The organism is Pelagibacterium sp. 26DY04 (assembly GCF_031202305.1).
GTDB lineage: Bacteria > Pseudomonadota > Alphaproteobacteria > Rhizobiales > Devosiaceae > Pelagibacterium.
This window is the reverse complement of record NZ_CP101731.1, coordinates 777,071-801,005: the sequence shown is the minus strand read 5'-3', so window position 1 is coordinate 801,005 and position 23,935 is coordinate 777,071. Positions and strand designations below refer to the sequence as shown.

Sequence of the window (23,935 nt, the reverse complement as noted above, 5' to 3'; positions counted from 1 at the left end):
ATGCTCTTGAAAATCATTGCCGCCCTGATCGGTGCCGTGGCGTTCCCCTCGATTGCGTGGGGAGCCAACCTCTGTACCCTCATCGTCGACGCGCGGTCGGCGCAGACGCTTTACGAAGCCGGCGATTGCACGACACCCGTCACGCCCGCCTCCACCTTCAAGGTGCCGCTGGCGGTGATCGGGTTCGATAGCGGCGTGCTGGTCGATCCCCACACGCCCGCGCTGGCCTTCGAGCCTGGCGATCCCGACTGGATCGAGGCTTGGCGTCAAGATACCGATCCCGCCCGCTGGATGCAGCACTCGGTACTTTGGTATTCCCAGCGCATCGCCCATGCCCTCGGCGCCGGAGCGCTCACCGGTTACGCCCGGGCGTTCAACTACGGCAACGCCGACTTTTCCGGCGACCCCGGCATGAATAACGGCCTCGACCGCGCCTGGGTCAGTTCCTCGCTCAAGATTTCGCCGCGCAACCAGGCGCAATTCTTCCTGGCCCTGCTCGACCGCGACCTTCCTGTCTCGGCTTCGGCGATCGACAATACCCTGGCGATCATCGAAGCCTTTCCCGCCGCCGATGGCTGGGTGATGCACGGAAAGACCGGTTCGGCCTATCCCCGCAACGCAGATATGAGCTTTGACTACAATCGCGGCTGGGGCTGGTTCGTCGGCTGGGCTGAACGGGGCACCGAGCGCTATATCGTCGTCCGGCTCAATCAGGATCAGACCCGCGTCTCGGGTTCGGGCGGCGTAAGAGCGCGTGACGAATTGATCGCCGAATGGCCCACCCTCGCCGCCGCCCTTCCAGCCCAATGAACCACCGGCTGGCTGACGGAAGATGAGCGGCAAGTCTTGCCACTCATCACGTAGGAATCTCTACGTTGCCGGTGCCGGCTATTTCAAAACAGGTTGAGATTGGTGGGACCGGAGGGCAGATCGCGATCGCCCGTCACTGGCACATCCTCGGCAACAGCCTCCAACCGGAAATCTCGTGCCCAGACGATACCTGACGCCTGTAGGAAGAAACCGAAATGAATGCTGTAGGCCTCTTCTGGCACGTCCAGGACAATGGCCCGTTCGGTCCAGTCGCTGTCACCCGACAGTGCGCCCTTGGTTTTTCTCCGCATCATGTTGTCAAAGCCAAGCGATCGTCGCCCCGCTACCGGATCGATCCGCATCCAGATGGTGCCGACGCCGGCCTCTCGCACCTTCAGTTGGGCCGAGAGTTGAAGTCTTTTGCCGCGATAGGCCTCAGCCGAGATCGATTGCATCAGGCCGGCAAAGGAATCTCCAGGAATACTCCGCTTGGCTATCGCTTCGGCGACCGCCACCCCGCGCATGTCCGGATCGATGCCGGTTCGGAAATGCTTGCCGCTATACCTGCCGCAAGGCACCCATCCCGTTGGCATTCCCAGCGCAACAACGGGTGCCTCTGAAGCGTCCATTCGTGCTGACAGCACGTTCCAATTGGCGTAGCCAAGCTGTCTTGCGACCACTTCGAGGGATTGGCCGTGGGAAATGAAAATGTCCTGGTCAGCCAAAGCGCTTCGCAGCGATTTGGCCATGGTTTTGGGTGCGGGGAAATCCGACATGATCTGATCCTTGCTGGGCAAGATCTTTGTCAGCGCTCGCATTACCGACAGCCTGCCCTGTCAAGGTCAAACCGTGGTCGTCATGCCGTGCATTTACCAGACCCTTCCGGGCGCGAGCGGCCGGCTGCACGAGCCTTGGGACCGAAGTCTACATTGACCTTTCGGGTCGTCAAGGCCCACATGCAAGTCGCTATCGCCCGCCCTGTTCTCGCCGCTCATCGGCTTGGGCAAAATGGGCGACCTGATCGGCATAGGCCTTTTTGAAGGCGGGGCGGGCGCATGTGCGTTCGAGGTATCCGGCAAGCGCGGGGAAATGACCGAAGTTGCGCACGGCGCGAACCCGCAGCACGTCCGTCATCAGGATGTCTGCGACCGTGAAGCGCCCCGCGACGAGCCATTCGCGCTCGGCGAGAACCGCCTCGAGCTGTTCGAGGCGCATTTTGAGCCAGCCTTCCAGCGGGTTGTTTTCAGCGCCCGACAGACCGATGAACCACCAGGGTACTGACACCATCTCGATCGAGTTGAGCGCCGCGATCACCCACGCGGTCACATCTGCTTCCCCTTGGGCATCGCGCGGCATCAGCTTGTCGCTCTTTTTGGCCAGATGCAGAAGGCAGGCGCCGCTCTCGAACACCCGCACGCCTTCATCGTCGAGGAACGGGATCTGCGCGAATGGCTGGCGGGCACGATGTTCGGGCCCGCGATCGTCGAACGGAACCGTGCGGACCTCGTAATCGAACCCTGCCTCCTCGCAGGCCCAGCGGAGCCTGAGGTCGCGCACGAACCCGCTTGGCCCCTTCTTTCCGCCGGGCACCCAATCATAGGTATAGATCTTGATGCTCATTGCATGCCCTCAGGCGTCGATGATCGGAACGAAACCGCCATAGATGCGCCGGCTCTCGTCATATTCGGCACCGCCCTGCTGCATGCGAGGATCGGCATAGACCGCCTGCCAGGCGCGATCGCGAACCTCCTTGGACGGCCATTCGATCCAGCTGAACACCACCGTCTCGTCCGGCTTTGCTGCTACGGCGCGCTTGAAATCGGTCAGTTTGCCTTCGGGCACGAAATCGCCCCAGGCCTCGACCATGCGCACCGCGCCATGCTCCTTGAACAGCTCGAAGTAATTGTCGATGCCTTGGGCGTAAGCCGACTTGCTCGCCGTGGGCACGGCAGTCACCGAGCCGTCGATATAGGCCGATTGTCCTTCCGATTGCAGGTCCGAGAGCGTTTCAAAGCCACCAAAGATCATCCGTGCGCCGTCGAAGGGCATCTTGGCACCCATGTCCTGCATGGCCGGATCGTTCATCATCTTTTCGTTGGCCGCGTCCGCGGTCGCCTTGTCGGGGAAAATCTGAAACGAATAGACGATCTCCTCGCCCTCACGCGCATCCACCGCCCGATGGAAGTCGGTCGTCTCGCCCCTGGGCACGTCGTCGCCCCAGGTTTCCACCATCCGCTTCACGCCAAGACTCTTGAAATAATCCACCGACTCCTGGGCAAACCGGCGATAGGCTTCCTTGTTGGCCGTTGGCACGGCGGCGACAAATCCCATTACGTACGACATGACTTTCGTTCCTCCATGGATAGAGCGTGTCCAGCAAAAGCATGTCCCCGGCTTGACCAAGGATCGAAACGGTTTTGCAGTCCGGACACGCGACGAAACACTTAAGCGCGGTTGACAATTTACGTTGATATCAACATATAGGAATCATGTCAAACCTTCATCCCAGCCATCAAACCACTCTCTACGTCCGCGATCACTGCCTGTGTCTGGCCACGCAGCGGGCCGCGCGGGCATTGGGCCGGCGGTTCGATGAGGCGCTGCGCCCGCTCGATCTCACCAATGGGCAGTTTTCCCTGCTGATGTCCTTCAACCGCCCGGAACCGCCCACCATCGGCGCGGTTGCCGAACTTCTGGCCATGGACCGCACGACCCTCACCGCTGCCCTCAAGCCTCTGGAGCGGCGCGGCCTCGTCATGCTTGGCGTCGATCCCGCCGACCGGCGCAGCCGGCGGCTGACGCTCACCGATAAGGGTCTTGCGCTTCTGGGGCAGGCGGTTCCGGTCTGGGAAGCCGAGCATGGAGCGCTTGAAAAGCAGCTCGAGCTGGCCGGCACACCGCTGCACGCCCGCCAGCTCGCTCCCCTCGCCCGCTTGAGCTGATCTCAGCTCGTCAAGACGATCCGGATGAGATCGGCGGTATTGCGCGCACCGAGCTTTTCCATGACGCGGGCCCGGTGCACCTCGATAGTGCGCGGGGAAATGCCGAGCTCACGCCCCGCCTCCTTGTTGGATTGCCCATTGGTGATCAGTTGCAGCACTTCCCGCTCGCGTGGCGTCAATTGCGCAAAGCCGCGGACCTCCACCTCCTGTTGTCCATCGCGCGAGGCGGTGAGATGGACGTCGCGCCGCAGCGTGTCGCGCACGGCGCGGACGAAACGCTCCGAATCCACCGGCTTGACGAAAACGTCGCTCGCCCCGCCCCGCATGGCCTCGACAGTGCCGTCGATATCGGGCTGGTCGGCCAGCATGAACACAGGAATGCCCGCGCGCATGTCCTTGATGCGCCGAAGCGCGGGCAGCATGTCCTCGCCGGCGAGATCGAAATTGAGGATCACCACGTCGGGACGGCGCTGCCCGAACCGGGCGATGAAATCGTCGCTGTTGCGCGAGACGGCGGTCTGGAACCCTTCGAGCCTGAACAGCACGTCCAGCGCCTCGCAGGTTGCCTTGTCGCTGTCCACGATATGGACCAGCCGATCGCGGTTAAGAAATGGGCGATAGGAAATTTCGGTGTTCACAGTCTTCTCCAGTCCTTTGCGAGACTCCACCGCGAATACGGAAAAGCGGCCAGTCCCCTCCAATTGCATGCCGAGCAAAAGTCGCCTTGCGTTCCCGACCCATCGCTCCCATCGCTGTCAGGACTTGTTTCCCACCTTCGGCCAGCCGCTCCCGTTCGCTTCCGCCGAGCCGGCCGGAAGCGTTGCAAAAAGCGATTGCCGAATTTGAGGACCTTGCCCCCGCAACCTACGATGAATCGCGCACGAATTTTGCGATAGGTAGCCGAGCCCGCCGATTGGCCTAAACCGTAGACTCAACTACGTAGCCATAGGAATAACGTCTTATATATGCCGGCGCAATAGGAATAACTACGTACTTCCTGGAGAAGCGTAGTCGTAAAAGGAAGAAAGGCCCATTGTGAACAATGGGCCTTTCTTAATGCTCAAGGTCTGGTCTTGAGGATATCGCGGATTTCGGTGAGCAGCACTTCTTCACGCGGGGGAGCGGGCGGAACTTCCGGCACGGTTTCGGCCGCCTTTTCACGGCGCAGCATGTTGATGCCCTTGACCAGCATGAACAGCGCGAAGGCGACGATCACGAACTTTACGAGCGCGTTGATGAACAGGCCCACATTGAGGGTGGCAACGCCTGCCGCCTGTGCCGCCGCGAGCGAGGGGACCGCCACGCCATCGGGATTGGACAGGACGACGAACAGGTTGGAGAAGTCGATGCCTCCCAACACCAGCCCGATCACCGGCATGAAGATGTCATCGACCAGCGAGGACACGATCGTGCCGAACGCTCCGCCGATTATAATACCCACGGCCATGTCGACCATGTTGCCCTTGACGGCAAATTCCTTGAATTCCTTAATCAATGACATGTGCGTCACCTCCTTGGCTTCCACCGCGCCCCTGCGGCGGTTAAAAGTAAGCCCCGATTCCGCACGCTTGTCCATTGTCATGACTTGACATATGCGCTCGGGAGGCGCCACCACAGAGCTCCGAATCGAGACGGATGCAGCCATGGCCGACCGGGCGATCTTTGCGAACGGCACCGTCGATCCCGGTCTTGCCGGTGCCATCGACCAGTTGCCCTATGGCATCGCCGTTTTCGACAAAACGCTTGCGCTCGTGGTGTCGAACGCCACCTACAGCTCCGGCCTGGGCCTGCCGCCCTCGCTGCTTGCCCCAGGCACTTCGCTTGATGAAATCCTCCTGTTCATGGCCCGCCGGGGCGATCTCGGACCGGGCACCCCGCAGGTCGTCGCCGACCAGCGCCGCCGCCTCATCACGTCCGAACCCACAACGCTCACACAGCGCTCGAACATGGCCGGTCACCAGCTCGAGATCCACACCGCGCTGCGGCCCGATGGCGGCCTGGTCATCTCCTTTTCCGACGTCACCGATCGCGCCCGCGCCGAAGCCGCCCTCGAACAGGTCAATCACACCCTCGAAGAGCGCGTGAAGGACCGCACGCGTGCGCTCACCCTGCTCAATGCCGAGCTGGAAAAGGCTCGCGCCAAGGCCGACGAGGCCAATCACGAAAAGACCCGCTTTCTCGCCGCTGCCAGCCACGACCTGCTGCAGCCTCTCAACGCGGCCCGCCTCTACACCTCGACGCTTTACGAGCGCACGCGCGGCACCCCGGCCGCCGAGCTTGCCGCCTCGATCGATGCGTCCCTCAACGCCGTCGAGGACATCATGTCGACCCTGCTCGATATCTCGCGCATGGATTCGGGTGCGCTCAAGGTCACCCGCACCAATATCGACATCTTCGATCTGCTGAGGAAGATCGAGATCGAGTTCCAGCCGCTCGCGAGTGAAAAGGACATCCAGCTGCGCGTGGTCGGCGCTTCGCTGATCGTGCGTTCAGACCGCATGCTCCTGGCGCGCGTCATCCAGAACCTGGTGTCCAACGCCATCAAATACACCCGTCCCGGCGGCCGCGTGCTGGTGGGTTGCCGGCGGCGCGGGAAGTCGGTGCGGCTCGACGTCATCGACACCGGCATCGGCATCGACCGGCACCAGCATCAGTTGATCTTCACCGAGTTCTCCCGCCTCGAACAGGGCGCCCGCATCGCCCCAGGCCTGGGCCTGGGCCTGTCCATCGTACAGCGCATCCTGGCTGCTCTCGATCACCCCATGGAGATCGAAAGCGTGGTGGGGAAAGGCTCGCGCTTTTCGGTCACAGTGCCGGTTATCGCCGGCAACCGCCCCGCGCCTGCCCCCATCGAACCTCCCGCCCGCGCCGCCGCCCAGTTCGACGGGCTGCACGTCCTGTGCGTGGACAATGAGCGGTCGATCCTTGATGCCATGTCCTCGCTGCTCGAGAACTGGGGCTGCGACATCCGCACCGCCACCTCGCTCAAGGAGATCGCTCAATTGGGCATGCTCGAGGGTTGGGTGCCCGATCTGGTGCTCATGGATTACCATCTCGACCAGACCTCGGGGCTCGATGCCATCGAATGGCTCAAGCAGATCGTCGGTGGGCATCTGCCCACGATCCTGGTCACCGCCGACCGCACGCCCGCCGTGCGCCAGCTCGCCGAAACGCGCGGCACCGCGGTGCTCAACAAGCCGGTCAAACCCGCCGCCCTGCGCGCGCTTCTCGCCCAGATGAGCAAGCAGCTCTAGCGCCCCAAGGTTATCCCTCGTCGCTGGCCATCGGGGTCTCCTCGGGCTTGTCCCGGAACAAGGTATGCATCCCCGGCTCTCGGCTCTTGCCGTACCCTCTCCCCTCGTCGTCTTCGGGCTCGACCCGGAGACCCACAAGGCTTCCGAGCATCCAGAAGAGGTGTAGTTCTACACATCCGCTCACTGCGATAAGCTACGCCTTGGTCAGCCCCTTGAACAGCTCGGCCAATACCTGCTCCCACGCCGCCCTGTCGCCACCCGCCTCGATATCGAGCGCGGCGCTGTCATAGGCCGCCGAGATCATCCGGGTCAGCGGCTCGATGGGCAGCGCCGGCATCGCGCCGGTTTCGATGGCGATCGACAGCCCTTCGCGCAGCGTGCGCGCGCTGTGGCACATATCGATCGCCTCGGCTTCGGCATGCCCCAGAACGGCGGGCGCATCGAGCAGCAGAAGCCGCGTGCGCCCCGGCACCTGCATGGCGTCGAGATAGGCCCGCCCGCCATTGAGCAGCGCTTCGGCGGCCGAGGTGCCTTCGGGCGAGGATTGCTCGATCTCGCGCGCCACTGCCGCCGCCTCCGCATCCGCCACGGCAGCAAACAGCGCCTGCTTGTCGGCAAAGTGATGATAAAGCGCCCCGCGCGTCACGCCCGCCTTGGCCACGATCTCGGGCGTGCCGATTTCACCATAGGGCCGTTCGGTGAACAGCGCCCGCCCCGCCTCGATCAGAGCGGCACGGGTGGACTCGGAGCGGTCACGATTGGAGCGGCGCGAAGATTCTGGTTGCATACATGCAGCCTGTATGTTAATTCATTTCGTACATACAGACTGTATGTTTGTTTGGATCGAAAGGAAACCCCTATGCGCCCCTCGAGCTTCTACCCCGTGGTGATGACCGACGACGTCGCCGCCTCATCGACCTTCTTTCTCACCTATTTCGGCTTTCGCTCCCTGTTCGACAGCGACTGGTATGTCCACTTGCAGTCCGAAGCCAATCCCGCCTTCAACTTCGCCGTGCTCGACAAGAGCCACGCCACCATCCCGGCCGGCCACCGCGACCGCACCGGCGGTCTTCTCCTCAGTTTCGAGGTCGAAGACGTGGATGCCGAATATACCCGCCTCAAGTCTGCGGGCGCCAATATCGCCCTCGACATCCGCGACGAAGCCTTCGGCCAACGCCATTTCATCGTCACCGACCCCACCGGCATCCTGGTCGATGTGATCAAACCCATCCCCCCCAGCGCCGAATTCGCCGCCCAATACGCACCCGAAGCCCTCCCAGAGTAAGCGCGCGGCCTGGGCTGATCGTTACCCAGGGTGGACACATCACCTGCCCACCCCTTCGCCCCGTGCCACCCGCCCCCTCCCTCGTCGTCTTGGTCTCCGGACTTGATCCGGGGCTTGTCCCGGAGACCCGCAAGCCTCTCAATGCGTCCCCCAACCTCTCCCGCACCATCGGCGATGGCTGCGGATTGTCGGGTCAAGCCCGACAACGACGAACGGAAAGGTTGGAGATGAAGAGCGACGAAATTTTTGCCGTAACGCTCCCCCAAGAGTCCCCTTCTCCCCTTGAGGGAGAAGGTGGATCGCCCGAAGGGCGAGACGGATGAGGGGTGCGCTGAGCATCAACAATCACCGCGGTGGCCGCTGATATGCCGAGCCCCCCTCATCCGACCGCTTCGCGGCCACCTTCTCCCACAAGGGGAGAAGGGTAAGAGGGAAAACCACAACACCGTGCTTGTTATCCCCAGCGCTCCCCCAAGAGCCCCCTTCTCCCCTGGTGGGAGACTTCGAGCCGTCCTTTGGCCAATCGTGCCGGTGGCACGATTGGAGGTGAGAAGGCCATGAGACGCGGAGCCTGCCCCTCGCGAAGGCGGGGGCTCGAATGGCAGGGGATGAGGGGCGCTGAGCTTCCACAGACACCCACGCAAAAACTTATCCCCGCCCTCTCGGTTTCCCCCATACTCCCCCTCACGACCCCGCGCATATGGACGCAAGCGCTACGAACGTTTGGGCGGGATCGGTTCGGGTTCCTCACGGGTCGCCGTGGGGAAGGCCCAAAGCGGACAGATGGCCGGATGTGGATAAAAGGTGTGAGCGGACCACCAATCCAATCACTCCCACGTCGCACCGGGGAAACCCGGAGGGGCAGCGAGGCAAACGGGAGACCGGGCGCTTCAACAACCCCCAGCCCAAGAAGCCGCCATAAGCCCAAAATCCCGGACGCATGGGGCGATGATCGCTTCATACTAACAAATACAGTGCGGAGCGTTCATCGCCCCATGCCGTCTATTGATATCGCGATGACCCGATGGCTTCAGCCGGAGGGCGATTTGGCATGCCGCCCCGCAGATCTAAGCCCCGGCGTCCTCGAAGAGCTGCGCGAACTGCCCCTGCTCGATCTTGGCAGCGGCGATCACCGCCTGGGTCCGGCTGTCGACGTTGAGCTTTTGCAGGATCGCCGAGACATGTGCCTTGACGGTGGCTTCCGAAATCGAAAGCTCATAGGCGATCTGCTTGTTCATCAGCCCGTCCGAGAGCATCATCAGCACGCGGATCTGCTGCGGGGTGAGGGTCGCCAGCCGCGACAGCACCTCGCTCTGCTCGTCCAGATCATCGAGCGAAACACCTTCCGGCACCCAGAGCCCACCTGCCAGGATGGTGTCGATCGATTCCCGGATGCGGGCTGCGCTTTCCGATTTCGAAAGAAAGCCCGAAGCGCCGAGATCAAAGCAGCGGCGGATGACCGAGGCGTCCTCGACCGCCGAGACGATCATCACGGGAATCTCGGGGAATTGCGCGCGCAGCAGCAGCAATCCCGAAAAGCCGCGCACCCCGGGCATATTGAGGTCGAGCAGCACGAGGTCGCAATCGCGATTGGCCTCGAGCGCGGCGCTCAGCCCCTCGATGTCGCCGGCCTCCTCGAACGCCATGTCGGCGCCCTTTCCCTCGAGCGTCTGGCGCAGGGCCGAGCGGAACAAGGGATGGTCGTCGACGATGATGATGCGATGGCTCATGGGGCGCGGTTCCTCGCCGGGCAGGTCGATACCGACGATAAACCCAAGATCGCACGATCAATCAAGCATTTCCGGCCGTTTACGACCAAAGGGTCATATTTTGTCGCCATGACCGTCGGGATCCTGCGGCTCTGCGAGCATGCCCTCGATGATCTCTTCGACGCGCGCCAGCTCCGAAAGGGACTTCTCGATGGCCGAACGGCGCTGCTGGAGCAGATGGCGCTGATGATGCACCTTGTCCAACGCGCGGCGCAGATGGTCGTAAGACCCGTCGCGCAGATCGTATGTGTCGAGATATTCCTGAATCTCGCGCAGGGTCAGCCCCACCTGCTTGCCATCGAGAATGATGCGCAGCCGCAGGCGGTCGCGGTTTGTATAGAGGCGCTTGTTGCCCACCCGTCGGGGGCGCAGCATGCCCTTGTCTTCGTAGAATCGCAGGGTCCGGTGCGTGATCGAAAAAGCGTCGGCGAGCTCGGCGATCGTGTAGATCGCCGGCCCCTCGCTTCGGCGCGCAACGCGGTCCTTGCGGGCAGGTCCGGTCATCTTGGCGTCTTGTCGCTGATGGGCAGTCATTGTGAAAGCAACATCACCACGATCGGTGATCGAGCGCAATCCATGCTCAAAAATACCAATGCAATCAATGCGGCACTCGGGCACGGTTAACGCGATGTTTACCATAAATTGCAGACAGTCATTTTTGGCGATTCTTCTCGCCCATCGGCGCGCTGATCACGCGCCTCACACAGCCGTCGGGAAGCACAATGGCGCGAACGAATCCTCATCATGACTGGCCCGAGCCGCTGTCCGGTCCCCACAGATCGAACGGTGCCGAATGGGAGAGCCTGCGCAACGAACTGGTGGCGCTGCTCGATCAGGTCGAGGATCAGGTGGCCACCGCCCACTCGGCACGCCAGCGCCCCCAGGCCGCGTCCGTTCCCCCTGCCCCGGCCGCCTTTCAGTCCGACCGGCATTCCGAAGCCCTGCGCAGCGTGCGCCAGGCCGTCAACCGGCTTGCCGAGCGCGCCACCGAAGATCGGCCGGTGATGCGCGAAAGCGTCGTGGACGCCATCCACCAGATTCGCGCCCGCCAGACCGGCGGAGCACGTCCTGCGACAACGGCACCGAACGCCGAACTGACCGGCTTCGCCAAGGCGCTCGATGCCATGGGCGAGAGGATCGGCCGTTTCGAGGCCCGGATCGCCGAGCAGATCGAGGCGCTGGGCGCCGACAGGGAGATTTCCAACCAGATCGCGCAGTTGAGCGAAGTCATCGAGCTTCTGGCCGGCGCGGTCGGGGAAACCGGCCAGATCAAGCGGCTCGAGGCCCAGATCGGCAATCTCGCCGAAACGATCGCCGCCAGCCGGCCCGCCGCCGACGAAACGAGCACGGAGCGCCTGGCCGAGCTGACCGTCACCGTCGAAAAGCTGCTCGCCCATCAGATCGAAACCAGCGCTCAGCAGGCCCAGCAGGTCGCCCGCTCGGACGACCGCCAGGCCGAGACCATGGCGATGATCGAGCAGAGCGTGCGCAACATCTACGACCGCATCGACGCCCTGGAAGCCAACAGCCAGCCTTCGGACGCCATCGACAGGCTGAGCCACGACATGGCGGCCTTGACCGAAGCGGTCAGCCGCAAATCCGAGCCCGAAGCGCTTCTGGCCAAGATCGACGCCCTGGGCGAACGCATCGGCGCGATCGAAGCCCCTTCCCGCGATGAAGCGGCGATGCTTGCCGAAAGCGTCTCGGTGCTGCGCGGGGTGATTTCCGAGACCTTCGAACCGCGCTTTGCCCGGCTCGAAGAGCGCATGAACGAACTCGGCGCATCCAAGGAGCCGGCATCGATCGATGCGGTGGAAGCCCAGTTGCGCCAGATCGCCCAACGGGTCGACGAGACCAGCGCGCAACTCAAGGCGATGGCGGCGATCGAAACCCCGGCTGCACCTGCCGCGCCGGATCTCGAAGCGCTGGCGGATCTCATTGCCGAAAAGAGCCGGGCGCTTGCTCCCGCCAGCATCCCCAGTGATGCCGACGGTGTCGAAAAGGCCGATCTCGAGGCGCTGGAACAGCGGCTTGCCGCGCTCTTTGCCCGTTCGTCCGAGAAAGGATCGGATACGCCCCACCTGGCGGGGATGCGCAATTCGATCGCGCAGGTCGACAACCGCATCGCGCGGCTCGAAACGATGCTCAACAACCGGCCGGCTGCCGCGGCCAGCGCCGCAGCGCCTGCTCCCGAGGCCGCGCCATCCCGTCCGCGCCGCAAGCCCGCCGATACGATGCCGGTCGACCCGACCACCGGTGAGGCCTCCCAGGCACCGCAGCCGGAGACCATCGAGCCGGCTGCGCCCGAGCCCGACAAGGCCGCCGAACCAAAACCGTTCACCCTCGATCCCGACACCATCGACCGGCCGGCCAAGCCGCAATCGAGCCTGAATCTCGAGCGGGCGAGCCCCTTTGCCGCCGATAGTCCCGAACGGGGCAAGACTGAAACCGCGCCAAGCGTTTCCGCTTCGACACGCGCCAGCTTCATCGAAGCCGCCCGCCGCTCCGCGCGTCAGCCCGAGGCCGGGAATTTCGAAGAGCCCAAATCCCTGATCGGCCGCGCTCTCGCCCGCTTCCAGCGCAGCGAAGCCCAGGCTGCGGAAGATGAAGCGCCGGTCGCGACTCCGCCAGTCGCCGAACCCGTCGCCGAACGCCGCTTTGACGACGATCAGGACGAGGAGCAGGCGCAGAGCTTTTTTGCCCGCAACCGCCGCGCCCTGCTGCTCGGCACGGCGCTCGTTGCCGTGGTCGCGCTCACCGTGCCGCTGGTGGCGAGCCGCATCATGCCGCCCCGCTCCGCTCCGGTTGAAGAGGCACAGGCCCTTGCCCCGATCGAAACGCAGCAACCGCCAGCCGATACCGCAGAACCGGCCGCCGTAAGCGATGCCGAAACCGCAACAGCGGCGCCCGATATCGACTCGGAAGAAGCCGCTGAAACGGGCAGTCTCACGTCGAACGTTCGCTTCATCGAGCAGCAGCCCAGCCTGACGGCGGCGCAGATCGATCATGACGCGTTCTCCGCCAATCCGACCATTGACCCGATCCAGACGGCTGCGATCGGCGCCGCTTCGAGCTATGCGGCGGCGGATGCGCCCATCGACACGGCCGCTGCCATCGTTCAGGATCTGCCCGAGGCCGTAGTGCCCGAGGAGATCGAACCGGAAGCGTTGCGGCTCGCCGCTCAATCGGGCGATCGCTACGCCCAATTCGAAGTCGGCGCCATCCTCACCGAAGGCACGCTGGTCGAGCAGGACTTCACCCAGGCGGCAGCCTGGTACGAACGTTCCGCCGCGCAAGGCTTCGCTCCCGCGCAGTACCGTCTGGGCAGCCTTTATGAAGGCGGGCGCGGCGTGGAACGCGATCTCGAAATGGCGCGGCTCTGGTATCAGCGCGCAGCCGAAGCGGGAAACCGCATGTCGATGCATAATCTTGCCTCCCTATACGCAGGGGGCGAGCTTGAAAGCCAGGATTTCGAAGCCGCCGCCCATTGGTTCGAACAGGCGGCGTCGCGCGGGCTCACCGACAGCCAGTTCAATCTCGGCATGCTCCATGCCCGCGGCCTCGGGGTCGAGCAGGATTTCGAGCAATCCTATCTCTGGTTCTCGCTCGCGGCGCGCTCGGGCGACCAGGACGCCGCGGCGTCGCGGGACGATGCGGCCCGATCGCTCGATGCTGAAACCATTCAACGCCTCGATGCCCAGATCGAGGCCTGGGCCCCCAGCGAGATCGATCTCGCCGCCAATTTCGCTCCCATCGGAACCTGGGACGAAACATTCGATCCCGGCCCGGCGATCGCCAACCGGGATGTGGTCTTGCAGGTCCAGATGCTGCTTGGCAAACTGGGCTATGACATTGGAACCCCGGACGGAATTTCCGGCCCCAAAACGCGCGAAGCCATCGCCGAGTTCGAGCGTGCCACGGGGATGACCGAAAGTGGTGCCATCAATCCCCGGCTGCTCGCGGTGCTGGGCAGTCAACCGGTCTGATCGCTCGGACCGGAGCGTAATCTCTTCGCCACAGGGCGCATTTATCAGCGCCCTGTGAACCTGCCTATGATTGGGCCCGGCCGTGCTGATCTATTTGCCCATCGCGGAAATGAGCGTGAACCTGTTCTTCCTGGTGGGGATCGGGGCAGCCATCGGGTTCCTGTCGGGATTGTTCGGCGTCGGCGGCGGGTTTCTTTTGACGCCGCTTCTGATCTTTTCCGGCGTTCCGGCTCCGGTCGCCGTCGCCTCGGTGACCGGGCAGGTCGTGGCAGCGTCCACCTCGGGCGCCCTTTCCTATTGGCGGCGGGGCGGCATCGATCTCACCCTTGCCCTGTTCCTGGTCACGGGCGGCGTGTTCGGGGCCGGGGTCGGCGTCTGGATCTTCGCTCTGCTGCGCAGCTTCGGGCAGCTCGATCTGGCGATCTCGTTCGGATACCTGCTTTTCCTCGGTTCCATCGGCACACTGATGCTGATCGAAGCGATCCGCTCGCTGATCCGCTCGCGCCGGGCGGGACCTCCCCCGCGCCGCATGCCGGGCCAGCACAATTGGGCTCACGGCCTGCCGCTGCGGTTCCGCTTCAAGCGCTCCAAGCTCTACATCTCAGTGATCCCGGTCATCGGCATCGGCTTCCTCATCGGCATCGTGGGCTCGCTCCTGGGTATTGGCGGCGGCTTCATCCTCGTGCCGGCGCTGGTTTATCTGCTGCGCATCCCCGGTTCGGTGGTGATCGGCACATCCTTGCTCCATGTCCTCGCCGTCATGGCGGCAACCTGCGTGCTGCACGCCGTTCAGAGCCAGAGCGTTGATATCCTTCTGGCCTTCTGCCTCATGGTGGGCAGCGTGGCGGGTGCCCAATTCGGCGCCTCGGCGGGTCAGTATCTGCGCGGCGATCAATTGCGGTTTCTTCTGGCGCTCATCGTTCTGGGGGTCGCCATCCGCTTCGGGCTCTCCCTGCTGCTCGCGCCCGCCGATCCCTTCTCGACAGCCGTTCTGAGCTTCGGGGAGACGCTATGATGGCGCGTCTCCTCATTCTGGTTCTCGCCTTGCTGACGAGCTCTACCGCCGCGCAATCGCAGAGCCTGATCTTCGGCACGTCGGACCCGACCATCTCGATCCATTCGAACTTTTCGGGCGAGACCATCACGCTGTTCGGCAACATCGAGCCCAACGTGGATGGCACCATGCCGGAAGGCTCCTACAATGTGATCTTCGTCATCCGCGGCCCGGTGGAAGAGCGGGTCGTGCGCCGCAAGACGCGGCAGTTCGGCATCATGCTCAATGCCGACCATGCGCTCTTTACCGGCCTGCCCTCCTTCTACCGCGTGCTCTCCAGCGGGCCCATCGAAGCCATTTTGGACCCCGAGATCATTGCCGAGCGCAACCTGACGGCCATGGCGCAGGCCGAGCTGGCGTTGACCGAAACCAGCGGCAATGTCGAATTGTTCGAGGCCGAACTGGTGCGGCTGATGACCAATGCCAACCTGTTCCGCACCGACGAGCGCGGCGTCGCTTTTCTGTCTCCGACCTTCTTCACCACGCGCGTGGTCCTGCCGGCCAATGTGCCCAACGGCATCTTTCTGGCCCAGGCGCTGGTTGTTCAGGACGGGCAGATCGTCGCTGAGCGCGCGCAGCGCTTTTTCGTGCAGAAATCGGGATTTGAACGGTTCCTGGGCGAAGCTGCCATCGACCAGCCGCTGCTGTACGGCCTCGCCTGCGTAGCCCTGGCGCTGGTGACCGGCTGGCTCGGCGGCGTCCTGTTCCGCCGTTAGCCTAAAACCAGCCGCTGGGTAGCGACCGGATAGACCCTGTCGCGCCCGAGCATCATGACCTGCAGACGCGTCCGGTTAAAGAGCCCTGCAAAGGCCGGTGAAAGCACGTTGAGGCTACCGGTCGAGGCTCCATAGGCGGGCAGGATCATCAGATGCTCGTCCCAGGCAAAGCACGGCCGGCGCGACGATTTCCCGTTCATCGCCACCCGTGCCGCCGGATGCAGATGACCCGCGATAAGCCCCGGAATCCCATGCATCGGTTCATGGCGCAGCGAGCATCCGGACACCGCCATCTGGCTGCAGCACAGCCCGCCCAGCGCATGCGGGGAAGGATCGTGATTGCCGGCCACCCAAACCCATTCGAGCTTTTCGACCAGCCGCGCCAGGCGCGCCCTGTCGTGCGGCAGCAGCGTGGTCGTGCCCTCGTCGCGATGGAAGCTATCGCCAAGCGCAAAGACACGCCGGGCACCGCAAAGCGCGATATCGCGTTCGAGCCGCGCCAGCGTCATTCCCGTGTCATAGGGCGGCAGAAGCTGGCCCGAGCGCGCATAGCTCGACAGTTTTTCGAGATGCAGGTCCGCGACCATCAGAGCCTCGGCATCGGGCCAATAGAGCGCGCCCGAAGGCAGCGGGACGAAGCTCTCGCCCGCAAACCAGATCGTCGGTGGCGTTTCGAACCCCGGAAGGGGCTGGGCCTGGGCCAAAATGAATCTCTTATTGGTTCGGATATCCGACGGCTTCGGCGATCAGATCTTCGGCAGCTTCCCGCAGCACCGCCTCGCGGGCTTCCCCGAAGATCGGCTCCTTGCCGATGTCGAGCAGAATAGGTACCGCAAGAGGCGAGATTCGGTCCAGCCGCTTGTGGCGGATATGGCGCCGGATGCGCCGAAGAGCCACGCCCAGCCGCTCGATGTCGAGCAGCCCGCGCGCAGCATCGCGCCGCGTCGCCTCGATCAGTATGTGATCTGGCTCGTGCTGGTAAAGCACGTCGTAGATGATGTCCGAACTGACGGTGATCTGCCGCCCGGACTTCTCCTTTCCCGGATGCCGGCGCTCGATCAGCCCGGAAATGATCGCGCAATTGCGGAAGGTGCGCTTCATCAGCGCCGATTCATTGAGCCAGGCTTCGAGATCGTCCCCAAGCATGTCCTCATCGAAAAGCTGATCGAGCGAGAGCCGATCGCTGGCAATCAGCGCCCCCAGATCGGACGCGCACCAGATGGCCAGCGCATAGTCGGACGCCACGAACCCCAATGGCTGCGCGCGCGCCCGTTCGAGCCGCCGGGTTAGCAGCATGCCCAGCGTCTGGTGCGCCAGCCGGCCCTCGAACGGGTAGCAGACCAGGTAATGCTTGTCGCTGCGCGGGAAGGTTTCCACCAGCAGGCTGTCGCTGTCGGGAAGCACCGAGGCATAGTTCTGCAGGTCCAGCCATTCGCGCACCTGATCGGGCAGCACCCGCCAATCCTCGGGGTTGGCGAGGATGCGGCGCACCCGGTCGGCGAGAAAGGTCGAGAGGGGAAACTTGCCGCCCATATAGGAGGGGATCTTGGGATTGTCCGAAAACGCCCGCGAGACATAGGCCTCGGTTTCGACCACCCCCTCGAAGGCGACGATCTCGCCGCCGAACATGAAGGTATCGCCGCGCACGAGCTGGTCGATGAAATATTCCTCGATCTCGCCCAGCATTCTCCCGCCGCGCCCGATCGGCCCGGTGGTCGCTCCCTTGCGCACCCCGCGCGCCCGTACCAGCCGCACCTTGAGCATCGGTTCCTCGACGATGGTGCCGACGTTCAATCGGTATTGCTGGGCGATCTGCGGATTGGCGATGCGCCAGAGCCCGTCCGGCGTCTTGCGCAGCTTGGCGAAGCGCTCATAGGCACGCAGCGCATAGCCGCCCGTGGAGACGAAATCGAGCACCCTATCGAATTTCTCCCGCGAGAGGTCGCGATAGGGCCAGGCCGAGGTGATCTCGCGATAGGTCTCGTCGGCATCGAGCGGATCGGCACAGGCAAGCCCCAGCACGTGCTGGGCGAGGACGTCCAGCCCGCCCGGGAGCGGAGTTTCGCTGTCCTGCGCCCCTTCCCTCACCGCTTCGAGCGCCGCCTCGCATTCGAGCACCTCGAAGCGGTTGGCGGGTACGAACAGCGCCTTTGAAGGTTCGTCGAGCCGGTGATTGGCCCGCCCGATGCGCTGGAGCATGCGCGAGGCCCCCTTGGGCGCGCCGACCTGCACCACGAGATCGACATCGCCCCAGTCGATGCCCAGATCCAGCGTCGAGGTACAGACCACCGCGCGCAGCACGCCGGCCACCATGGCGCTTTCCACCTTGCGCCGCTGCTCGACCGAAAGCGAGCCGTGGTGCAGCGCAATGGGCAGGCCCTCGTCATTGATGGCCCAGAGGTTCTGGAACAGCGCCTCTGCCTGGCTGCGGGTGTTGACGAACAGCAGCGTCGTCCCATGCCGCTTGATGGTCTCGTAAAGGTCGGGCACCGCATAGGCCGCCGAGTGCCCGGCCCAGGGCAGGCGTTCCTCGCTGGCGAGGATCGAGAGCTCGGGCGCCGCGCCGCCCGGCGCGTTGAGCAGCACCGCGGGCTTGGGCGAAACGGGGGCCGCGATCCAATCGCGCAGGGTTTCGGGCTGGGCCACGGTCGCCGAAAGCGCGGTGACCTTCACCTCCCGCGCCAGCCTTGCCAGCCGCGCAACGCCCAGGCTCAGCAGATCCCCGCGCTTTGAGGTGACCAGCGCATGCAATTCGTCGAGCACGATGCGCCGCAGGGAGCCGAACAGTCGCGCGCTGTCGGGGTGGCTGAGCAGCAGGGCGAGCTGTTCGGGCGTGGTCATCAGGATATGGGGCGGCGCGAAACGCTGGCGCTGCCGCCGCGCCGCGGGCGTGTCCCCGGTCCGGGTTTCGACCTTGATCTTCAGCCCCATTTCCCGCACCGGGTCGCCCAGATTGCGGGCGACGTCGACGGCCAGCGCCTTGAGCGGGGAGATATAGAGCGTATGGAGCCCATCCATCGGGTTGGCGATCAGATCCTCGATCGACGGCAGGAACCCGGCCAGCGTCTTGCCGGCCCCGGTAGGGGCGATCAGCAGCACCGAATTGCCGGCCCTTTCCGCCTCGAGCACCGCCAATTGATGCGGCCGCGCTCGCCAACCCTTGCCGGCAAACCAGTTCTCGACGATGGGTGAAAGCTGGCTCAAGCCGATGCGCTCTCTTTAATTGGCCATTGTCGGCCCCTATGTGGCATTGTGAACCTGACTGAAGAATCGAGAATGGACCGGCCGATGAGCCCCGAGACTATGGACAAGCGCGAGACAAATCAAAGACGCGGATGGCTGGAATCGTTCCTTGGCGGCACGCCGGGCCGGGTGGTCGTGCGGCTGATCCTGATGAGCCTTGTCGTCGGTTTCCTGATGTCGGTGCTCGGGCTCAGCCCGCAGGCGATCTTTTCGGCCATCGAAGGGTTCATCAATTCGATCTTCGACAATGGCTTTGAAGTGCTGCGCAGCGGCTTCGCCTATGTGCTGACCGGCGCGGTGATCGTTTTGCCGCTCTGGTTCCTGGGCCGGCTGATGTCGGCCGGGCGGCGGCGCTGATCGGATAATTGCAACAGACTGTTGAGCCTTGGAGCGCCGATCAATAGGATGACGGGGCGCTATCTGCGCCCCTTCCTTTAATCGATGTCTTTCAAGGTAAAACTCATGCCGCCCGTCATCTTCATCACCGGTGCCACCTCGGGTTTCGGCGCCGCCACCGCGCGTCATTTCGCCCACAATGGCTGGAAAGTCATCGCAACCGGCCGGCGGCGCGAGCGGCTGGCGGAGCTGGAAGCCGAGTTCCCCGAGATCGTCCACGGCATCGAGATGGACCTGACCGACAAGGCATCGATCAAGCATGCCGTCGCGGCCATCCCTGAAAACTTCAAACCCATTACGTGCCTGTTCAACAATGGCGGGTTGGCATTGGGCACGGGCGCCATTCCCGACATCGACACCGATCAGTGGCAGACCATGATCGACACCAATATCGTGGGCCTGCTGCACACCACGCTCGAGGTGTTGCCGCTGGTCAAACAGGTGGGGCGCGGCGCCTCGATCATCAATGTGGGGTCCATTGCCGGACGCTTCCCCTATACCGGCGGCAACGTCTATGGCGCGACCAAGGCGTTCGTGCATCAGTTCTCGATGAACCTCAGGACCGACACCATGGGCACGGGCATCCGCGTCACCTCGCTCGAACCGGGCCACGCCAAGTCCGAATTCACCGCCGTGCGCACAGGCGGGGATTTCGAGGCCAATGAGAAGATGTATGCGGACAACGAGCCGCTGCTGCCCGAGGATATCGCCCAGACCGTGTGGTGGCTCGCCAATCTGCCCGCCCATGTGAACGTCAACTCGATCGAGATCATGCCCGTCTGCCAGGTGCCGACGCGGCCCGTGATTCTCAACAAGGACGCGTTCCAGAACTAGGGTGTCCGGCGGCGCCATGGATTCCCGCGTCCATCCTTTCGAAATCCGTCATCGCGATGTCTGGGGCATCGCGATTCCGGCTTCGGTTGCCTTCATTACCGAACCGGTGGCCGGCGTCGTCGACACGGCGGTCATCGGGCAATTGGGCGATGCCGGGCTTCTGGGCGGGTTGTCGCTGGGGGCCGTGGCCTTTTCCATCATCTTCGCCCTCGCCTTTTTCCTGCGTTTCGGCACGGCAGGGTTGACGGCCCAGGCGGTCGGCGCACGCGATCCCCATGACGGGCTGCTGCACATGGCGCGCGCCATGGTCGTTGCCGTGGTCATGGGGCTGGCGCTTCTGGCGCTGTCGCTGCCGCTTCTTTCAGTCTTCGAAATCGCGCTGGCTCCGCCGGCCCAGTCGGCCGGAGCCTTTGCTGATTATGTCTTGATCCGCATGGTATCGGTGCCTTTCGTGCTCATCAATTTCGTGCTGCTGGGCTGGTTCTATGGCCGGGCCGATGCGCGGACCGGCATGTGGCTGCAAATCCTCATCAACGTGGTCAACATCATCCTCTCGATCCTGTTCGTGCAGGGTTTCGGCTGGGGGGTATCGGGTGCGGCCTGGGGCACGGTCATCGGTCAGATCATCGCCGCAATCCTCGGTCTTTCGATCGCCGTGCGCCACTATGGCGGGCTCAGACCCATTCTCGCCATCGCGACCCCCACCGCGCTGTTCGATCTTGCCGCCGTCCGCCGCATGATCGGGATCAGCCGCGATCTCATCATCCGCTCGGCTGCCCTGATGGCCGCCTTTGCCTATTTCGCCGCCCAGGGCGCGCGGGTGGACGAGGTGGCGCTATCGGCCAATGCTATCCTCATGCAGCTCTTTTCGATTTCCGCCTTCTTCCTGGACGGGCTGGCTACCGCCGTCGAACAGCTCTGCGGCAGGGCGGTCGGTGCCCGCTGGCGCCCCGCCTTCGAAAAAGCCATTCGCATGGGACTTGGTTGGGGGCTGGTGATCGCCGGAGCGCTTTCGATGCTGCTGTTTGCCGGCGGCTGGATCGCCATCGATTTCATGACCACCAGCGAGCCGGTACGGGAGATGGCCCGCGTCTACCTGGCGATGGCGGCGCTGACCCCGCTCACCGGCATGCCCGCCTTCGTCTATGACGGGGTGATGATCGGGGCGACGCTCAACGTCACCATGCGCAACGGCATGGTGGTTTCGCTCTTGGTTTATCTGGCGACCGCCGTGCTGTTGCAGCCGATCCTGGGCCTTTGGGGCCTGTGGCTCGCGTTGCATGTGCTCTTGCTGGTCCGCGCCGCGATCTATGCCTGGGCGATAGAAAAGCGAAAGCCCGAACTTTTCGCCTAGAGCCTTTCGCTCTAAATCATGCGCCGCCCTTCGGCCCAATCGGCAACCGCCGTATTGGTAAGCTCGGCAACATGGGCATATCCGCGCGCGGCGACCTCGTGGGAGAGGCCGGCCTTGATCTCGTCGATCATCTCGAGCCCTCCATAGACAAGCGCTGAATAAAGCTGGACCACATTGGCGCCGGCCTCGAATTTGGCAATGGCGCTTTGGGCGGAATGGACGCCGCCAACGCCAATGAGCGGAAAATCCGGGCCAAGCCGCTGACGCATCTGCGCCAGTCTCCGGGTGGCGAGATTGAACAGCGGCTTGCCGGACAACCCACCGGCCTCATTGGCGTTTGCAAGGCCCGCCACCGCATCGCGCGAGATCGTGGTGTTAGAAACGATCAGCCCGTCCACCCCGCTCGCCAGAACCACGCGGGCGATCGCATCCATCTGCGTTTCGTCCAGATCAGGAGCGATCTTGACGAGAATCGGGGGCTGGCGCGACTGGGTGGCGCGTGCCTCCAGCACCGCGCCGATCAGGCTGCCAAAGGCGTGCTCGGCCTGCAGATCGCGCAGGCCCGGTGTGTTGGGCGAGGAAATATTGACGGCCAGATAGTCGGCCACCGGGGAGAAGGCTTTTACGCCGGCGACATAGTCGGCCACGAAATCGGTGCTCGCCTTATTGGCCCCGATATTGACCCCGACCACCGGCGCCGGCGCCCGCCCTTTGAGGCGCTCAAGCGCCGCCTCATGGCCTTCATTGTTGAAGCCGAGGCGGTTGACCACTCCCATCGCCTCGGGAATGCGAAAGACGCGGGGCGTTGGGTTGCCATGTTGCGGGCGCGGGGTGAGCGTCCCGACCTCCACAAAGCCGAACCCGACCTTGGAGAGCGGCCCGAAGACCTCCGCGTTCTTGTCGAAGCCTGCGGCCATGCCCAACGGGTTGGCGAGGTTCAGCCCCAAAAAACGCGTTTCAAGATTGGCCGGGGACGGAGCGCCGGACGGGGCCAGCCCGAATTTGAGCGCGTTGATCGTCGCCCGGTGCGCGGTCTCGGCGTCCATGCGCATGAGCATGTCCTGCGCGAACCGTTGCATGCCGGGGCCGCGAAACAGATCGCCCAGCCCCATCAGCCGATCTCCGGCAGGTCGAACCCGCCATCGGTCCGGGCAGCGAGTTCGCGTTCGGCGATGACCGCCGACATGGGCAGGTGTGCGTAGAGATGGGGAAACAACTGCCCTCCGCGTGAGGGCTCCCAGCGCAGATCGGCGCCCAGAAGGTCGGGATCGATGGTGGCCAGCACCAGTCCCGATTGTCCGCGATAGTGCTTTTCAAGCGTTTCGGCCAATTGGCCGGCGGTCGAGAAGTGGATGTAGCCGTCGGCAAGATCGACCGGCGTGCCGGCAAGGAACCCTGCGGCCCTGGCTTTTGCCCAATCCTGGATAGAGGCGATTTTGTAGATCGGTTCGGCCATGTGCCCTCCTTCTCGGCAAGTGATCTAGCCTTGTGGGAAAGCGCTGCCAAGCTTGGAAATTTCTTTACAGGAGACTAATGAGATAATAGGATTACTTTCCAGTTTAATTGGATATAATTCCTTTTTCGGAAACTATCTGTCCATGTTGTCTCATCGCGCCATATGGGAAGCTCTCGACAGGCTGGCCGACCGCCATGGCCTGTCCGCTTCGGGCCTTGCCAAGCTCGCGGGGCTTGATGCGACTGCGTTCAACCCCTCCAAGCGCGTGAGCAAGGACGGGCGGGAGCGCTGGCCTTCCACCGAATCGATCGCCAAGGTTCTCGAGGCGACGAACGAGAGTTTCGATTCCCTGCTCTCGGGCGGGCTCGCCTACACACAGACGGGCGGCAATGGCAGAGCCGTGCCGCTTCTCGGTTTCGCCCAGGCGGGTTCTGGCGGCTATTTCGATTCGGCGGGCTTTCCCGTCGGCCAGGGCTGGGACGAAGTGCGCTTTCCCGGCCTGGGCGACGGAACGGCCTATGCGCTGGAAGTCACCGGGGATTCCATGCAGCCTCTTTACCGCGATGGGGATTACATCATCGTCTCGCCCACCGAGCAGCTCCGGCGTGGCGACCGCGTGGTGGTGCGCACCATTGGCGGGGAAGTGATGGCCAAGATCCTGCACCGGCGCACCGAAAAGCAGATCGAGTTGCACTCGATCAATCCCGACCACGCTCCGCGCGTCTTCAAGCCCGAGGAGATCGACTGGATCGCCCGGATTCTTTGGGCCAGTCAGTAATCAGGCGAGCCCTTTCCGCCGATGCGGCACAAAGCATTAAACACCGGCGGCAATACAC

Annotated in this window: 23 protein-coding genes; 11 read left to right on the top strand and 12 right to left on the bottom strand. The window is 63.7% G+C overall.

Annotation, left to right across the window (positions count from 1 at the left end; all coding sequences use genetic code 11):
• Entirely contained in the window at window positions 1-810 is an 810-nt protein-coding gene (blaOXA, locus tag NO932_RS03700; RefSeq protein ID WP_309209718.1) for a class D beta-lactamase, read from the top strand.
• 83 nt (window positions 811-893) lie between these two features.
• Here the strand turns inward: blaOXA and NO932_RS03695 are convergent, their stop codons facing one another.
• The 3 genes from NO932_RS03695 to NO932_RS03685 form a co-directional block, all read right to left on the bottom strand.
• Entirely contained in the window at window positions 894-1,586 is a 693-nt protein-coding gene (locus NO932_RS03695; RefSeq protein WP_309209717.1) for a glyoxalase superfamily protein, read from the bottom strand.
• 190 nt (window positions 1,587-1,776) lie between these two features.
• The gene (locus NO932_RS03690; RefSeq protein ID WP_309209716.1) at window positions 1,777-2,430 is read right to left on the bottom strand and encodes a glutathione S-transferase family protein; all 654 of its coding nucleotides are present in this window, start codon (window positions 2,428-2,430) and stop codon (window positions 1,777-1,779) included.
• Between the two features lie 9 nt (window positions 2,431-2,439).
• Window positions 2,440-3,153: a DUF1428 domain-containing protein gene (locus tag NO932_RS03685; protein WP_309209715.1), complete on the bottom strand. Its 714-nt coding sequence runs from the start codon at window positions 3,151-3,153 to the stop codon at window positions 2,440-2,442.
• A gap of 146 nt (window positions 3,154-3,299) precedes the next feature.
• Between NO932_RS03685 and NO932_RS03680 the strand changes: the two genes are divergently transcribed.
• The gene (locus NO932_RS03680; RefSeq protein ID WP_309209714.1) at window positions 3,300-3,752 is read left to right on the top strand and encodes a MarR family transcriptional regulator; all 453 of its coding nucleotides are present in this window, start codon (window positions 3,300-3,302) and stop codon (window positions 3,750-3,752) included.
• A 2-nt stretch (window positions 3,753-3,754) separates the two neighbouring features.
• Here NO932_RS03680 and NO932_RS03675 read toward each other — a convergent pair whose 3' ends face one another.
• Both NO932_RS03675 and mscL read right to left on the bottom strand, forming a co-directional pair.
• The gene (locus tag NO932_RS03675; RefSeq protein WP_309209713.1) at window positions 3,755-4,390 is read right to left on the bottom strand and encodes a LuxR C-terminal-related transcriptional regulator; all 636 of its coding nucleotides are present in this window, start codon (window positions 4,388-4,390) and stop codon (window positions 3,755-3,757) included.
• Window positions 4,391-4,812: 422 nt separating this feature from the next.
• Entirely contained in the window at window positions 4,813-5,247 is a 435-nt protein-coding gene (gene mscL / locus NO932_RS03670) for a large conductance mechanosensitive channel protein MscL (protein WP_309163651.1), read from the bottom strand.
• Between the two features lie 148 nt (window positions 5,248-5,395).
• On the opposite strand from mscL, the gene NO932_RS03665 reads away from it, so the two are divergent.
• A complete protein-coding gene (locus tag NO932_RS03665; protein ID WP_309209712.1) occupies window positions 5,396-7,006 on the top strand; it encodes a hybrid sensor histidine kinase/response regulator in 1,611 nt (536 codons plus the stop codon).
• A 193-nt stretch (window positions 7,007-7,199) separates the two neighbouring features.
• On the opposite strand, the gene NO932_RS03660 is transcribed toward NO932_RS03665, so the two are convergent.
• Window positions 7,200-7,793 (bottom strand): TetR/AcrR family transcriptional regulator, encoded by a 594-nt coding sequence (locus NO932_RS03660; protein WP_309209711.1) that lies wholly within the window; start codon window positions 7,791-7,793, stop codon window positions 7,200-7,202.
• Between the two features lie 72 nt (window positions 7,794-7,865).
• Here NO932_RS03660 and NO932_RS03655 point away from each other — a divergent pair, with 72 nt between their 5' ends.
• Window positions 7,866-8,291, top strand: coding sequence for a VOC family protein (locus NO932_RS03655; RefSeq protein ID WP_309209710.1), 426 nt, complete (start codon window positions 7,866-7,868; stop codon window positions 8,289-8,291).
• A gap of 1,067 nt (window positions 8,292-9,358) precedes the next feature.
• On the opposite strand, the gene NO932_RS03650 is transcribed toward NO932_RS03655, so the two are convergent.
• Complete coding sequence (locus tag NO932_RS03650) at window positions 9,359-10,021, bottom strand: response regulator transcription factor (RefSeq protein WP_309209709.1); 663 nt, start codon at window positions 10,019-10,021, stop codon at window positions 9,359-9,361.
• Window positions 10,022-10,114: 93 nt separating this feature from the next.
• Entirely contained in the window at window positions 10,115-10,564 is a 450-nt protein-coding gene (locus NO932_RS03645; protein ID WP_309162528.1) for a MerR family DNA-binding transcriptional regulator, read from the bottom strand.
• A 218-nt stretch (window positions 10,565-10,782) separates the two neighbouring features.
• Here NO932_RS03645 and NO932_RS03640 point away from each other — a divergent pair, with 218 nt between their 5' ends.
• The 3 genes from NO932_RS03640 (at window position 10,783) to NO932_RS03630 (ending at window position 15,816) form a co-directional block, all read left to right on the top strand.
• Entirely contained in the window at window positions 10,783-14,046 is a 3,264-nt protein-coding gene (locus NO932_RS03640; RefSeq protein WP_309209708.1) for a peptidoglycan-binding protein, read from the top strand.
• An 82-nt stretch (window positions 14,047-14,128) separates the two neighbouring features.
• Complete coding sequence (locus NO932_RS03635; protein ID WP_309209706.1) at window positions 14,129-15,061, top strand: sulfite exporter TauE/SafE family protein; 933 nt, start codon at window positions 14,129-14,131, stop codon at window positions 15,059-15,061.
• A complete protein-coding gene (locus NO932_RS03630) occupies window positions 15,058-15,816 on the top strand; it encodes a TIGR02186 family protein (protein WP_309209704.1) in 759 nt (252 codons plus the stop codon). Before NO932_RS03635 ends, NO932_RS03630 begins: the two co-directional genes overlap by 4 nt.
• Here the strand turns inward: NO932_RS03630 and pdeM are convergent.
• Entirely contained in the window at window positions 15,813-16,520 is a 708-nt protein-coding gene (pdeM, locus tag NO932_RS03625; RefSeq protein ID WP_309209702.1) for a ligase-associated DNA damage response endonuclease PdeM, read from the bottom strand. The two genes, NO932_RS03630 and pdeM, sit on opposite strands and share 4 nt — an antisense overlap.
• A gap of 10 nt (window positions 16,521-16,530) precedes the next feature.
• Window positions 16,531-19,020 carry a ligase-associated DNA damage response DEXH box helicase gene (locus NO932_RS03620; protein ID WP_309209701.1) on the bottom strand — a complete coding sequence of 830 codons (2,490 nt, stop codon included), beginning with the start codon at window positions 19,018-19,020 and terminating at the stop codon, window positions 16,531-16,533.
• A gap of 84 nt (window positions 19,021-19,104) precedes the next feature.
• Here NO932_RS03620 and NO932_RS03615 point away from each other — a divergent pair, with 84 nt between their 5' ends.
• From NO932_RS03615 to NO932_RS03605, 3 genes are all read left to right on the top strand, one after another.
• Entirely contained in the window at window positions 19,105-19,416 is a 312-nt protein-coding gene (locus tag NO932_RS03615) for a DUF6460 domain-containing protein (protein WP_309162535.1), read from the top strand.
• A 105-nt stretch (window positions 19,417-19,521) separates the two neighbouring features.
• On the top strand, window positions 19,522-20,289 hold the full coding sequence (locus tag NO932_RS03610) for an SDR family NAD(P)-dependent oxidoreductase (RefSeq protein ID WP_309209700.1): 768 nt from the start codon (window positions 19,522-19,524) through the stop codon (window positions 20,287-20,289).
• 16 nt (window positions 20,290-20,305) lie between these two features.
• A complete protein-coding gene (locus NO932_RS03605; RefSeq protein ID WP_309209699.1) occupies window positions 20,306-21,643 on the top strand; it encodes an MATE family efflux transporter in 1,338 nt (445 codons plus the stop codon).
• Window positions 21,644-21,654: 11 nt separating this feature from the next.
• On the opposite strand, the gene NO932_RS03600 is transcribed toward NO932_RS03605, so the two are convergent.
• Both NO932_RS03600 and NO932_RS03595 read right to left on the bottom strand, forming a co-directional pair.
• Window positions 21,655-22,755 (bottom strand): quinone-dependent dihydroorotate dehydrogenase, encoded by a 1,101-nt coding sequence (locus tag NO932_RS03600; RefSeq protein WP_375142826.1) that lies wholly within the window; start codon window positions 22,753-22,755, stop codon window positions 21,655-21,657.
• The gene (locus tag NO932_RS03595; protein WP_309209698.1) at window positions 22,755-23,099 is read right to left on the bottom strand and encodes a DUF952 domain-containing protein; all 345 of its coding nucleotides are present in this window, start codon (window positions 23,097-23,099) and stop codon (window positions 22,755-22,757) included. The genes NO932_RS03600 and NO932_RS03595 overlap by 1 nt, the downstream gene beginning before the upstream one ends.
• Window positions 23,100-23,241: 142 nt before the next feature.
• Between NO932_RS03595 and NO932_RS03590 the strand changes: the two genes are divergently transcribed.
• Window positions 23,242-23,877, top strand: a complete 636-nt coding sequence (locus NO932_RS03590) for a helix-turn-helix transcriptional regulator (protein WP_309209697.1) — start codon at window positions 23,242-23,244, stop codon at window positions 23,875-23,877.
• Window positions 23,878-23,935: the final 58 nt, after the last annotated feature.